12 protein-coding genes and 1 pseudogene are annotated in these 12,668 nt (G+C 73.3%); 8 read left to right on the plus strand and 5 right to left on the minus strand.

Features of this window, described 5'->3' with window-relative positions; all coding sequences use genetic code 11:
* Window positions 1-98: 98 nt before the first annotated feature.
* The gene (locus Sspor_RS36500) at window positions 99-836 is read left to right on the plus strand and encodes a class I SAM-dependent methyltransferase (protein ID WP_202202927.1); all 738 of its coding nucleotides are present in this window, start codon (window positions 99-101) and stop codon (window positions 834-836) included.
* A 26-nt stretch (window positions 837-862) separates the two neighbouring features.
* Here the strand turns inward: Sspor_RS36500 and Sspor_RS36505 are convergent, their stop codons facing one another.
* Window positions 863-1,771, minus strand: coding sequence for an alpha/beta hydrolase fold domain-containing protein (locus tag Sspor_RS36505; RefSeq protein ID WP_237404185.1), 909 nt, complete (start codon window positions 1,769-1,771; stop codon window positions 863-865).
* A gap of 212 nt (window positions 1,772-1,983) precedes the next feature.
* Here Sspor_RS36505 and tdh point away from each other — a divergent pair, with 212 nt between their 5' ends.
* The 3 genes from tdh to Sspor_RS36520 all read left to right on the plus strand — a co-directional run bounded on the left by tdh (window position 1,984) and on the right by Sspor_RS36520 (window position 5,326).
* Window positions 1,984-3,012, plus strand: a complete 1,029-nt coding sequence (gene tdh / locus Sspor_RS36510) for an L-threonine 3-dehydrogenase (protein WP_202202929.1) — start codon at window positions 1,984-1,986, stop codon at window positions 3,010-3,012.
* Window positions 3,013-3,154: 142 nt separating this feature from the next.
* On the plus strand, window positions 3,155-4,363 hold the full coding sequence (locus Sspor_RS36515; RefSeq protein ID WP_033214013.1) for a glycine C-acetyltransferase: 1,209 nt from the start codon (window positions 3,155-3,157) through the stop codon (window positions 4,361-4,363).
* Between the two features lie 48 nt (window positions 4,364-4,411).
* A complete protein-coding gene (locus Sspor_RS36520) occupies window positions 4,412-5,326 on the plus strand; it encodes a LysR family transcriptional regulator (protein ID WP_202202930.1) in 915 nt (304 codons plus the stop codon).
* Between the two features lie 44 nt (window positions 5,327-5,370).
* Here Sspor_RS36520 and Sspor_RS36525 read toward each other — a convergent pair whose 3' ends face one another.
* Together Sspor_RS36525 and Sspor_RS36530 are read right to left on the minus strand one after the other, a co-directional pair.
* The gene (locus Sspor_RS36525) at window positions 5,371-6,198 is read right to left on the minus strand and encodes an MBL fold metallo-hydrolase (RefSeq protein WP_202202931.1); all 828 of its coding nucleotides are present in this window, start codon (window positions 6,196-6,198) and stop codon (window positions 5,371-5,373) included.
* Window positions 6,195-6,974 carry a DeoR/GlpR family DNA-binding transcription regulator gene (locus Sspor_RS36530; protein ID WP_202202932.1) on the minus strand — a complete coding sequence of 260 codons (780 nt, stop codon included), beginning with the start codon at window positions 6,972-6,974 and terminating at the stop codon, window positions 6,195-6,197. Before Sspor_RS36530 ends, Sspor_RS36525 begins: the two co-directional genes overlap by 4 nt.
* A 236-nt stretch (window positions 6,975-7,210) precedes the next feature.
* Here Sspor_RS36530 and Sspor_RS36535 point away from each other — a divergent pair, with 236 nt between their 5' ends.
* From Sspor_RS36535 to Sspor_RS36545, 3 genes are read left to right on the plus strand one after another with little or no spacing between them, the layout of a single operon-like run.
* Window positions 7,211-8,113, plus strand: a complete 903-nt coding sequence (locus Sspor_RS36535) for an SIS domain-containing protein (RefSeq protein ID WP_202202933.1) — start codon at window positions 7,211-7,213, stop codon at window positions 8,111-8,113.
* On the plus strand, window positions 8,110-8,946 hold the full coding sequence (locus tag Sspor_RS36540; RefSeq protein ID WP_202202934.1) for a class II fructose-bisphosphate aldolase: 837 nt from the start codon (window positions 8,110-8,112) through the stop codon (window positions 8,944-8,946). The genes Sspor_RS36535 and Sspor_RS36540 overlap by 4 nt, the downstream gene beginning before the upstream one ends.
* Window positions 8,947-8,967: 21 nt before the next feature.
* A complete protein-coding gene (locus tag Sspor_RS36545) occupies window positions 8,968-9,507 on the plus strand; it encodes a hypothetical protein (RefSeq protein ID WP_202202935.1) in 540 nt (179 codons plus the stop codon).
* Between the two features lie 33 nt (window positions 9,508-9,540).
* Here Sspor_RS36545 and Sspor_RS36550 read toward each other — a convergent pair.
* Window positions 9,541-10,089, minus strand: a pseudogene (locus Sspor_RS36550) (DinB family protein); the annotation flags it as partial.
* A 122-nt stretch (window positions 10,090-10,211) separates the two neighbouring features.
* Between Sspor_RS36550 and Sspor_RS36555 the strand changes: the two are divergent.
* The gene (locus tag Sspor_RS36555; RefSeq protein WP_202202936.1) at window positions 10,212-11,402 is read left to right on the plus strand and encodes an acyl-CoA dehydrogenase family protein; all 1,191 of its coding nucleotides are present in this window, start codon (window positions 10,212-10,214) and stop codon (window positions 11,400-11,402) included.
* A gap of 167 nt (window positions 11,403-11,569) precedes the next feature.
* On the opposite strand, the gene Sspor_RS36560 is transcribed toward Sspor_RS36555, so the two are convergent.
* Window positions 11,570-12,667 carry a hypothetical protein gene (locus Sspor_RS36560; RefSeq protein ID WP_202202937.1) on the minus strand — a complete coding sequence of 366 codons (1,098 nt, stop codon included), beginning with the start codon at window positions 12,665-12,667 and terminating at the stop codon, window positions 11,570-11,572.
* Window position 12,668: the final 1 nt, after the last annotated feature.

Raw genomic sequence — 12,668 nt, forward strand, 5'->3', positions numbered from 1 at the left:
TCCGGGGGACGCACGGGTGTGCGGGACACCCCCGGGACGGCGCCGCGGGGCACGATACGCAGGCGTCCCACCCCCGGTCGGCCCCCGGAAGGCAGAGCATGCGGTTCCAGTACGACACCATCGGCGAGCGCTACGCGGAGTCCACGAGCACGGCGGCCTTCTCCGCGGCCGACACCTACACCCTGCACGGAGCCCTCGACGCCCTCGGCGGGGTGCGCGGGCTCGACGCCCTCGACCTGGCCTGCGGATACGGATACAACACCCGGCTGCTCGCCCGCGGCGGCGCCCGCCGGACCGTCGGCGTCGACGTCTCCGAGGAGATGATCCGGCGGGCCCGCGAGCACGAGGCGACCAAGGACCGGCCCGACGTCGAGTACCACGTCGCCGACGCCGCCGGCCTGCCCCACCTGGGCCCCTTCGACCTCGCGACCGCCGCGTACGTCTTCAGCTACGCGCCCGACCGCAGATCCCTGCACGCGATGTTCCGCTCCGTCCGCGCCCATCTGCGCGCGGGCGGAAAGCTGCTCGCCATCGTCCCGAACGCGGGGGCGTTCCCGCGCGTGGACTGGTCGCCGTACGGGGTGCGCATCCTCGACCGGGTCCGGGACGGCGACGCGCCGCTGCTCAAGGCGCATTTCCTGACCGAGCCGCCGGTGCCCTTCGAATTCCGCGAGTGGGCCCACGCCGACCTCGCCGAGGCCGCCGTCGAGGCGGGCTTCGTCACCGTCGGCTGGCAGCCGAACCGGACCCCGCCCGCCGACGCCGTACGCGACGAGGCGTACTGGACGGCGTACCGCGCCTGGCCGATCAGCTCACTGATGACCTGCACGGCGTAGCGGCGGCAGCCGTCACCGCCGTGCCCTCAGAGCTCCGCCGCGGACCTGATCAGCTCGACGATCCGCTCGCGCGCCGCCCGGCCCTCCGGCACGGGCAGCAGCGGGTACCCGTGCGGCAGCCCCGCCGCCTCGTGGAACTCCACCTCGGCCCCGTCCGCGCGGGCCCGGCGCAGCAGCTCCCGGCTGTCCGTGGTCAGTACGTCCCGGGTCCCGGTGAACACCGTCATCGGGGCCAGCCCGGCGAAGCCGCCGTGCAGCGGGCTCACCCGCGGATCGTCCGCGGCCAGGGTCCCGGCGTACAACCGCCCGGCCTCCAGGAGTCCCGGAACGGCCAGCAGCGGATCGGCCGCCCCGATGGCCGCCTGGTCGGGATGGCTCATGCTCAGGTCCAGCCAGGGCGAGATCAGCACGATCCGGGAAGGCTGGTCCCCGGTGCGGTCGCGCAGCCGCTGAGCGGCCGCGAGCGCCAGCCCCGCCCCGGCCGAGTCCCCGATCAGCACCGTCCCGCCGGAGCCGCCGCTCGCGATCAGACCGCTCAGCAGGTCGGCGGCGACCGGGACGGTCCGGTCGGCGGTACCGCGCGGCGCGAGGATGTACGCCGGTACGACGACCCGCGCCCGCGCCTGCGTGACCAGGGTCCGGATCAGCGCCCAGTGCGGGCGCTCCAGCTCATGGACGTAGCCGCCGCCGTGCACGTACAGCACGTGGGCCGCGGGCTCCGTCCCGAGCGGGGAGACGTCGTACACCGGCCAGGCTCCGACGAAGGTCCGCGAGATGTCGGCGACCCGCCCCAGCCGGCGCGGCGGCAGATGGGAGGCGGGCCGCCGGGCGGACTCCGCGACCCGGGCCCGGACCGCCTCCGCGCTCGCGTAGCGTCTTCGCCGTCCCGCCGCGGTCAGCGCCGCCGACAGCGCTCTGCTGCGCAGACTCGGCACGCCCCTCACCTCCCCTTTTCCCCCGCGCCGTCGCCAGCGCGAGCCCCTTCCCCGTCACGGGAGGAGCATAGGCGTGAAGCTGCGCTGTCGACCCGCTTAAGAAAGTCTCGATGGACTGATCACCGCGCCGATCGGCAGATTGGTGCACGTCACCGCCGCCGTTCGGGCTCATCCGCCCGCGGCGTACCCTTCCGCATGCCTGGAGCCACCCCATGAAGGCACTCGTCAAGCACAAGGCAGAACCCGGCCTGTGGCTCATGGACGTCCCCGAGCCCGAGTACGGCGCCGGCGACGTGCTGATCAAGGTGCTGCGCACCGGCATCTGCGGAACCGACCTGCACATCCGCGCCTGGGACGGCTGGGCGCAGGGCGCCGTCAAGACCCCCCTGGTCCTCGGCCACGAGTTCGTCGGCGAGGTCGCGGCGCTGGGCGCGGACGTCCAGGACATCGAGATCGGCGCGCTGGTCAGCGGCGAGGGCCACCTGGTGTGCGGCAAGTGCCGCAACTGCCTGGCAGGCCGCCGCCACCTGTGCCGCAGCACGATCGGCCTCGGGGTCGGCCGCGACGGCGCCTTCGCCGAGTACGTGGTCCTGCCCGCCCAGAACGTGTGGGTGCACCGCACCGCCGTGGACCTGGACGTCGCCGCGATCTTCGACCCCTTCGGCAACGCCGTGCACACGGCGCTGTCCTTCCCGCTGGTCGGCGAGGACGTACTGATCACCGGCGCCGGACCGATCGGGATCATGGCGGCGGCCGTGGCCCGGCACGCCGGTGCGCGCAACGTGGTCATCACCGACGTCAGCCCCGAGCGCCTGGAGATCGCCCGCAAGGCGGGCGCCACCCTCGCCGTCAACGTCGCCGAGTCCTCGATCGCCGAGGCGCAGACCAAGCTCGGCCTGCGCGAGGGCTTCGACATCGGCCTGGAGATGTCCGGCCGCGCCGAGGCCATGCGCGACATGATCGACAACATGACGCACGGCGGCCGCATCGCCATGCTGGGCCTGCCCGCCCAGGAGTTCCCGGTGGACTGGGCGAAGGTGGTCACCTCGATGATCACGATCAAGGGCATCTACGGCCGTGAGATGTTCGAGACCTGGTACGCGATGACCGTGCTGCTGGAGGGCGGGCTCGACCTCAGCCCGGTCATCACCGGCCGCTACTCGCACCGCGACTTCGAAGCCGCCTTCGACGAGGCGTCGACCGCCCGCAGCGGCAAGATCATCCTGGACTGGACGGCGTAACCACCCGCCGCACCGGCCCCGCCAGGCCGGCCGTCACCCCCACCGAACCATCTCCCTCGGGCCGGGCCCCGCACACCCTCCCCCCTCCGCGGGGCCCGGCCCCCTCCCTCGTCGCCCTCCGCCGCACAAGGAGAACCGCACCATGTTCGAGACCGTCCGCGAGGACCTGCGCTCCACCCTCGACGAGATCCGCGCCGCCGGCCTGCACAAGCCCGAGCGCGTCATCGGCACCCCGCAGAACGCGGCCGTCGCCGTCACCTCGGGCGGGGCCGCCGGCGAGGTGCTCAACTTCTGCGCCAACAACTACCTGGGGCTGGCCGACCACCCCGAGGTCGTCGCCGCCGCGAAGGACGCGCTGGACCGCTGGGGCTACGGAATGGCCTCCGTCCGCTTCATCTGCGGCACCCAGGAGGTGCACAAGGAGCTGGAGGCGCGGCTCTCCGCCTTCCTCGGCCAGGAGGACACGATCCTCTACTCCTCCTGCTTCGACGCCAACGGCGGCGTCTTCGAGACCCTGCTCGGCGCCGAGGACGCGGTCATCTCCGACGCCCTCAACCACGCCTCTATCATCGACGGCATCCGCCTCTCCAAGGCCCGCCGCTTCCGCTACGCCAACCGCGACCTGGCCGAGCTCGAGGCCCGCCTGAAGGAAGCCACCGAGGGCGGCGCCCGCCGCAAGCTGATCGTCACCGACGGCGTCTTCTCCATGGACGGCTACGTCGCCCCGCTCGCGGAGATCTGCGACCTGGCCGACCGCTACGACGCCATGGTCATGGTCGACGACTCGCACGCCGTCGGCTTCGTCGGCCCCGGCGGCCGCGGCACCCCCGAGCTGCACGGCGTCATGGACCGCGTCGACATCATCACCGGCACCCTCGGCAAGGCCCTCGGCGGCGCCTCCGGCGGTTATGTCGCGGCCCGCGCCGAGATCGTGGAGCTGCTGCGCCAGCGCTCGCGCCCGTACCTCTTCTCCAACTCCCTCGCCCCCGTCATCGCGGCCGCCTCCCTCAAGGTCCTCGACCTGCTGGAGTCCGCCGGCGACCTGCGCGAACACCTCGCGGCCAACACCGCGCTCTTCCGTACGAAGATGACCGAGGCAGGCTTCGAGGTGCTGCCCGGCGACCACGCCATCGCCCCCGTCATGATCGGCGACGCGGCCGAGGCGGCCAGGATGGCGGAGCTGCTCCTGGAGCGCGGCGTGTACGTGATCGGCTTCTCCTACCCGGTGGTGCCGATGGGCGCGGCGCGCATCCGCGTCCAGCTCTCCGCGGCCCACTCGACGGCCGACGTGGAGCGCGCGGTGGCCGCCTTCATCGACGCCCGCGCCGCCCTCGGGACCGCCGGGGCCTGAGGGGAACGTGAGGTCGGAGGGGTCTGCGCACCCTGAGACAATGGTGGGGTGATCGACCCCCGCCGGCTGCGCATCCTGCGGGCCGTGGCGGACCACCGTACGGTGACCGCCGCGGCCGCAGCCCTGTACCTCACCCCCTCCGCCGTCTCCCAGCAGCTCGCGGCGCTGGAACAGGAGACGGGCCACGTGCTGCTCACCCGCAGCGGGCGCGGAGTACGGCTCACCGCGGCCGGTGAGATCCTGCTCGGCCACGCCCACGAGGTGCTCGCGCAGCTGGAGCGGGCGGAGGCGGAACTGGCGGCGTACGCGGGCGGTTCGGCGGGCGAGGTCACCGTCGCCGCCTTCGCGACGGGCATCGCGGAAGTACTCGCCCCGGCCATCGCCCGGCTCGCGCTGGAACAGCCGGGCATCCGGCTGCGGGTGCGGGACGCGGAGGGTGACCAGAGCCTGCCGCTGCTGCTGGACGGCGAGGCGGACCTCGCGCTGGCCGTCGAGTACCGGGGCGGCCCGGGCGCCGACGACGCGCGGCTCTCCGTCCTCCCGTTGTACGCGGAACCCTTCGACGCGGTCCTGCCCTCGGGGCATCCGCTGGCCGACCTGCCCGCGGTGTCGCTGGCCGACCTCTCCGACTCGGACTGGGTGGGCCAGTACCCCGGCAACCCGTGCCACGACGTGACGCTGCTCGCCTGCGAACTGGCGGGCTTCCAGCCGCGGTTCATGCACTCCTCGGACGATTTCCGGGCCGTTGCGGCGCTGGTGGGCGCCGGGGCCGGAGTGGCCCTGGTCCCGCGCTCGGCGCTGCGCGGCATGGACCTCAAGGAGGTCCAGGTCCGCCCGGTCACCGGCCCGGCGGCCACCCGCCGCGTCTTCGCCGCCACCCGCCGGGGCGGCGAGACCCACCCGCTGATCGCGCCCGTCCTGGCGGCGCTGGTCCGCGAGTCGGAGCGGCTGCCGACGCACTGAACGGCGCGGCGGGAACACGAACCCGTACGCGGGTGCCGGCCCCGTCAGCCGACCGGGAACACGGCCCCCGGTGCGGCGTGGTCGACGGGACCGCCGTAGTGCGCCGATGCGCGGGCCACCGCCTCGTCCGCGCCGAGGCCGCGGCCCACGTGGGTGACGACCAGCCGGCCGGCGCGCGCGGCCGCCGCCGTCCGCCCGGCCTCCTCCGGCGTGTGGTGCAGGTGTTCGCCTTCGTCCGGGGCCGGCCGGCGCGCGCTCTCGGCCTCGCAGAGCAGTACGTCGCACCCCTCGGCGAGGGCCGTCAGCGCGGGACAGGGCGCCGTGTCCCCGGAGTAGACCAGCGAGTGGCCGCCGGCCTCCACGCGCACGGCGAAGGCGGGCATGCCGTGGGCAACCGCCCTGCTGGTGAGGGTGAGCGCGCCCACCCGCGCCCGGTGCCCGTCGGACAGTTCGTGCACGGCGAAGGCGGACTCGACCGGGCTGCGCTCCGTCCCGTGGGTGAGGAACCCCGCCAGCCGGTCGGCGGTGCCCGGTGGGCCGAACAGCGGCAGCGGCGCCGCACGCTCGACATCGGCGAAGAGCAGGCCGTAGTACGCCGTGAGGAGATCCGCGCTGTGGTCGGCGTGCAGATGCGAGATCCAGACGGCGTCCAGCTCGCCCAGCCCGACGTACCGCTGCAGCGGCCCCAGGGTCCCGCTGCCGGCGTCCATCCAGAGCCGCGTGCCGCCCCCGGACACCAGGTAGCCGGAGCAGGGGTTGTCCGCTCGCGGATACGGCGTCGCACTGCCGAGGACGGTGAGGCGCAGCGGATCGGCGCCCCTCGCGCCGCCGCTCGCCGGGCCGCTCACCGCTCCGCCGGTCGGGTCGCTCATACCCGCACGACCTCCACGCCGGCCGCCGTGAACTCCCGCGCGACCGCCGCCGTCAGGCCCGTGTCCGTCACGAGGACGTCCACCGACGAGGTCGCGCAGATACGGGCGAACGCGCGGACGCCCAGTTTGCTGGAGTCGGCCGCGACGACCACCCGGCGGGCGCGCTCGCACAGCAGCCGGTTGACCGAGGCCTCGTCCTCGTGACGGGTCGCCGCGCCGTCCTCCGGGTCGAAGCCGTCCACGCCGAGCACCGCCGTGTCCACCGCCAGCTGGCCCAGTACCTGCTCGGCGAGCGGGCCCGTCAGCTCGTACGACTGGGGGCGGGCCACCCCGCCGGTCAGTACGATCTTGAACTGCGGCCGGATCACCAGCTCTCCCGCGATGTTGAGGGCGTTGGTCACCACGGTGAGCGCCGGCGAGCCCTGTGCCAGGTCCGGGCGCCCGGCCAGGGCGCGCGCCACCTCGGTGGTCGTGGTCCCACCCGTCAGGCCGACCACCTCGCCCGGGGCGATCAGGGCCGCCACCGCCTCGCTGATCCGCTGCTTCTCGGCGGCGCGGCGCGATGTGCGGTAGCGCAGCGGGAGTTCGTACGAGACCCCGTGCAGCACGGCCCCGCCGCGCGTGCGGACCAGCAACTGCTGCTCGGCGAGCTGGTCGAGGTCGCGGCGGATGGTCGCGGCGGACACGCCGAGGGCCTCCGCCGCGGGTTCCACCTCCAGTTCGCCCCGTTCCACGAGCAGGTCCAGCAGTGTCTGCCAGCGCTCCTTGCGGGTCATCGGCCGCCCCCTTCGGTGTCGTGCGACATGCGTTCCACGGTGTTCCACGGTTCCACGGTCTTCCCCGCGTTCCGCAGGGTTCCGCGGCGTTTCCCGGCGGTCTCCGCCGGTCCACCCGGCGACACTAACTCAGCCGCTCCAGCCGTGGATGCTTGAAGTTGCGTGAAACAGACCGCTACCTTGCAGGAAAACGCATTCAGCGCCATTCAGCCCGTCTGTCGCACGAGGGAGCCTGTATGAGTCACGTCGCGTACGAGTTGGGCACACAGCCCGCATGCTGGGAGCGGGCCGCCGAACTGGCCCCGGCCCGGCGGGCGGTGCTGCCGCAGCCGGGGGAGCGTACCGCGATCGTCGGCTGCGGGACCTCGTACTACATGGCCCAGGCGGCCGCCGTGCTGCGCGAGGAGGCCGGCCAGGGCGAGACCGACGCCTTCGCCGCCTCCGAGTTCCCGCGCCACCGCCGCTACGACCGGGTCGTCGCCCTGACCCGGTCCGGCACCACCACCGAGGTGCTGGACCTGCTGGCCGGGCTGCGGGACGCGGGCGTGCCCACGACGGCGGTCGTGGGCGATCCGGCCACCCCGGTGATGACCGCCGCCGACGAGCTGGTCGTCCTCGACTTCGCCGACGAACAGTCCGTCGTGCAGACCCGTTTCGCGACCACCGCCCTCACCCTGATGCGCGCCCACGCCGGGCTGCACACCCCCTCCGTGGTCGCCGACGCCCGCACCGCCCTCGTCGAACCGCTGCCCGCCGAGGTCGCCGGCCGGGGGCAGTTCACCTTCCTCGGCCGCGGCTGGAGCGTCGGGCTCGCCCACGAGGCCGCGCTGAAGATGCGCGAGGCCTCGCTGTCCTGGGCCGAGTCCTACCCGGCGATGGAGTACCGGCACGGGCCCATCAGCGTCTCCGGGCCCGGCACCGTCACCTGGTCGCTCGACGAGGCCCCCGACGGGCTCGCCGAGCAGGTCCGCGCCACCGGCTCCCAGTGGGTGCCCGGGCAGCTCGATCCGCTCGCCGAACTCGTCCGCGTACACCGCCTGGCCCTGGCCGTGGCCGCCCAGCGGCAGCTGGACCCGGACGCGCCGCGCAACCTCACGCGCTCGGTGATCCTCACCACCGGCGAGGAGGCGGTCCGATGAGCCTCGTCCGCGCCGGCGACCTGGTCCTGGAGGCGGCCGCGGCCGGCCGGGCCGTCGCCGCCTTCAACATCATCACCCTGGAGCACGCCGAAGCCGTGGTCGCCGGGGCCGAGGCGGCGGGCCTGCCGGTCATCCTCCAACTGAGCGAGAACGCCGTGAAGTTCCGCGACGGGCGGCTGCTGCCCATCTCCCGGGCGGCCGGCGCGTGCGCGGAGGCCGCCGGGGTCCCCGTCGGCCTGCACCTCGACCACGTCAAGAGCCCCGAGCTGCTCCGGCAGGCCTGCGAGGCCGGATACAGCTCGGTGATGTACGACGCCGCGCAACTCCCTTACGCCGAGAACCTGGAGGCCACCCGGTCCGCGGCCGACTGGGCCCACGCCAACGGGCTGTGGATCGAGGCCGAGCTGGGCGAGGTCGGCGGCAAGAACGGTGCCGCGCCGCTGGACCCGCACGCGCCCGGCGCCCGTACGGACCCCGACGAGGCGCGGCGGTTCGTCGCCGACTCCGGGGTCGACGCCCTCGCCGTCGCCGTCGGCAGCAGCCACGCGATGACCAGCCGGACCGCGGCCCTGGACCACGTCCTGCTGGCCCGGCTGGCCAAGACCGTCGACGTACCGCTCGTCCTGCACGGCTCCTCGGGCCTGCCGGACGCCGAACTCGCGGCGGCCGTCGCGGGCGGCATCCGCAAGGTCAACATCGGCACCGCGCTCAACGTGGCCATGACCGAGGCCATCCGCACCCATCTGACCCCGGCGGACCCCCGGCCGTACCTGACGGCGGCCCGCACGGCGATGGCGGCGACGGCGAAGGCTATGATCGGCGCCCTGAACTGACGGGCGGCGGGGGCGGCGATCATGGACATGCAGCGGGGACGTACGAACCGCCGCCGGTTCCTGCTGATCGCCGGCCTCCCGCTGCTGACGGTGGGCGCGGGCACGACGTACCTGATGTGGCCGGAGCCGTCGCGTCCGCCCGAGGTCCGTACCGACCTGGAGCCGCTGAACCGGCGGCTCGGGCCGTTCCTGGGCGAGCTGACCGACGCGCACTGGCTCGGCTACGACATCGACGACAAGGGCGGCGACCGGGGCATCCCGAGCCCCGACTCCCGTATCCGGGTGGTCGGTGTCGCCCACCTGCCGCCCGGCGGCGCGGCCGCGATCACCGGCAGACCCGACCACGCCTTCGCCCCCGGCGAGCCGTCCGGCCCGCCCGCCGCGCTGAAGAAGCACCTGCCCGCCGCGGCGGTCTGGCAGCACAGCCCGGGCTTCGACGCGTACGCGAACGGCCGGGGCGCCGCCGCCGGCCAGGCCGACGACGGGATCCCCTCGGGCCGGTACCTCTTCGACACCGCCCGCGACCTCGTCCACTTCGACGTCGTGTACCTCTTCACCTGACAGGCCGGCCGGGGATGAGGGCCGGCTCCCTCCGATGCCGATGGCCCCGTCTATCCGCTCGCGCAGGAGGTCGGCGTGCCCGTTGTGCCGCGCGTACTCCTCGACCATGTGGATCAGCACCCAGCGCAGTGACACCTTCCCGCGCCACACGTCGACGGCCTCGACGTCCAGATCGGGCGCCTCGGCCACGAGGCGTTCGGCGAAGGCCACTTCGGCGCGCCACGCCTCCCAGGCCGCCTCCACCGCCGCCGGCTCGGCCAGGGCGCCGTCGAAGTCCCCGTCGGGGTCGTCCGCCGAGGAGAACAGCGGCGGCGCGTCCTGACCCGCCAGGACCAGCCGGAACCAGCGGCGCTCCACATCCGCCAGGTGCCGTACCAGCCCCAGCAGGGAGAGCGTGGACGGCTCCACCGACCGCCGCGCCAACTCCGCTCCGAGACCTGCGCACTTGAGTTCCAGAGTGGCGCGGTGGTCCGCGAGGAAGGCGACCAGCATCTGCCGCTCGTCACCGGTCGCGGGTCCGGCGAAGCGGCCGTGCCGCTCGGGTTCGACAAAGAAATCCGCTCTGCTGCGTGGGCTCGTCATGGTCGCGATTATGAACTCCGGTCCCGAACGGCCGACACCCGGGCTTCCGAATTCTTGTAACAGGTTCTACTCTGACCGCCGCCACGCAGAGACCGGCTGGACCGCGAGACCCCGGAGGGGCCGTGCATCTCGAATACACGCCTGAGCAGCAGCAGTTGCGCACCGAACTGCGCGCCTACTTCGCCGAGCTCGTACCGCAGGACGTCTACGCCCGCTACCAGGACCCGGCCGCCCAGAAGCGCTTCTACCGGGACGCCATCCGCCGGCTCGGCGCGGACGGCTGGCTCGGGGTCGGCTGGCCCAAGGAGTACGGCGGCCGCGGGATGACCCCGATGGACCAGTTCATCTTCTTCGACGAGGCCGCGCAGGCCGTCGTACCGCTGCCCCTGATGGCGCTCAACACGGTCGGGCCGACCATCATGCAGTTCGGCACCGACGAGCAGAAGGCGTACTTCCTGCCGAAGATCCTCGCCGGGGAGATCGACTTCGCCATCGGCTACAGCGAACCCGACGCCGGCACCGACCTCGCCGCGCTCAAGTGCAAGGCCGTCCGTGAGGGCGACGAGGAGACCGGCACCTACGTGGTGAACGGCCAGAAGATCTGGACCACCAACGGGGACACCGCCGACTGGGTCTGGCTCGCCGTCCGCACCGACCCGGACGCCCCCGCGCACCAGGGCATCACCATGCTCCTGGTCCCGACCTCGGACCCCGGCTACTCGTGCACCCTCATCAACACCCTGGCCTCGCACGACACCACCGCCAGCTACTACGAGAACATCCGCGTCCCGGCGAGCCGCCGCGTCGGCCGGGAGAACAAGGGCTGGCGCCTGATCACCAACCAGCTCAACCACGAGCGCGTCACCCTGGCCGCACACGGCACCATGGCCATCCGGGCCCTCCACGACGTCCAGCGCTGGGCCGCCGCGACGAAACTCGCCGACGGCCGGCGGGTCATCGACCTCTCCTGGGTCCGCGGCCGCCTCGCCCGCACCCACGCCCGGCTCGACGCGATGAAGCTGCTCAACTGGCAGATGGTGGGCGCGGTCCAGGCCGGCACCCTCACCCCGCAGGACGCCTCCGCGGTCAAGGTCTACGGGTCGGAGGCCCGCCGGGACGCGTACGCCTGGCTGATGGAGATCGTCGGCGCGGCCGGCTCCCTCAAGGACGGCTCGGCGGGAGCGGTCCTGCACGGCGAGCTCGAACGCGGCTACCGCAGCGCCGTGATCTTCACCTTCGGCGGGGGCAACAACGAGATCCAGCGCGAGATCATCTCGTGGATCGGCCTCGGCATGCCGCGCGTACGCCGCTAGACGGTGGTGACAAGGAGCAGGCGTCGACCGCCGTCGCCGACCAGGCAGGTGGGGCCGGTGGGCCGTACCCTGTCGCCGCAGGAGGTTCCACGGTGGGGTGCCGGTCGCAGTCGATGTGGGCATCGTCATGGGACGCGCAGAGCCGGCGTACGAGGTCGCTGTCTCGCTCAGGAGCGACGAGCCACCGCAGGCCGTCGGTGGTCAGCACGGCGCTGCTGATGTCCGAGACGAGCCCGGCCCCAGCCGCCTGTTCCAGACGGCCTGGCCAACCGCGAGGTGTCAGGGCTGATCTCACGGTACGCGCTGAGTGCGCTGCGTTCGGCTTTGGCGAGCACTCCCTGCTGGGTTTGTTCATCCATCTTCCGGTCCTGGGCCCACGTACGGGTCATGTCGACACCTTGCGTACGCAGCCGGTCGAAGCGCTCCCCCTCGGGGGCGTTCTTCAGGATCTGGAGCCATACCGCCGAGAGTTGGGCCGCCCGGGGATCCTGATTGCTCTTCGGGGAGTCCTGTCCGTTCAGCAGCCGGTCCAGAACGGCCCCGCGCCACGCCCGTGCCTGCTCCTCGTTCTTGCCGTGGGTGACCGCGTCGGCGATGCCGTCGAGGATGCCGAGTGCTCGCGCGCTCTCGGCCGGGGGGACGGTGAGGGCGTAGCCCGTGGCGTCGGCGGGGACCGCCGCGAGCCGCTGCGCGGTGGTCCGGGTCTCCGCGATGCGCAGCAATGCGTATGCCCCGGGGTCCTGCGCGACAGCGTGTACCGCGCCCCTGAGGGTGTCGGGCAGCACGGTGAGGTGGTGGGTGCCGTCGGACTGCCACGGCGGCGCCTGGGGTGCGGCCTTGGCCAGGAAGTCGGTGATGCCGATACCGCCGAGCATCGCGTGCAGATCGGGTGCGTAGTCGGCGAGGGCGGTGGCGAGGGGGACACGCAGTGCGGGATCCAGGGTGAGTTTCGCCGGGTCTCCTGATCCGAGGGAGACGAGCACGTCCTTCAGTGCCTGGGCCTGGGCCTGGGTGTGACGGCCGGTCGCGTCCCCGGCCGACGCCTTCACGATGGCCTGAGCGACAACCGCGCAGCTCGTGCCCGGGTGGACGGCCGCGCCCACTGCCTTCTGCACCCGTTCGTCCCCGGCCAGGCCGTTGCACGGTTCAGCGGTGTCCCTGCCGAGCAGCAGCCATGCTCCGACACCTCCCAGCAGGGCCAGACAGAGCCCGAGCACGATGAATGCCCTGGCTGGTGTCGTGCGGCGTGGGGGCATCTGCGGCATG

The organism is Streptomyces spororaveus (assembly GCF_016755875.1).
GTDB classification, from domain to species: domain Bacteria; phylum Actinomycetota; class Actinomycetes; order Streptomycetales; family Streptomycetaceae; genus Streptomyces; species Streptomyces spororaveus.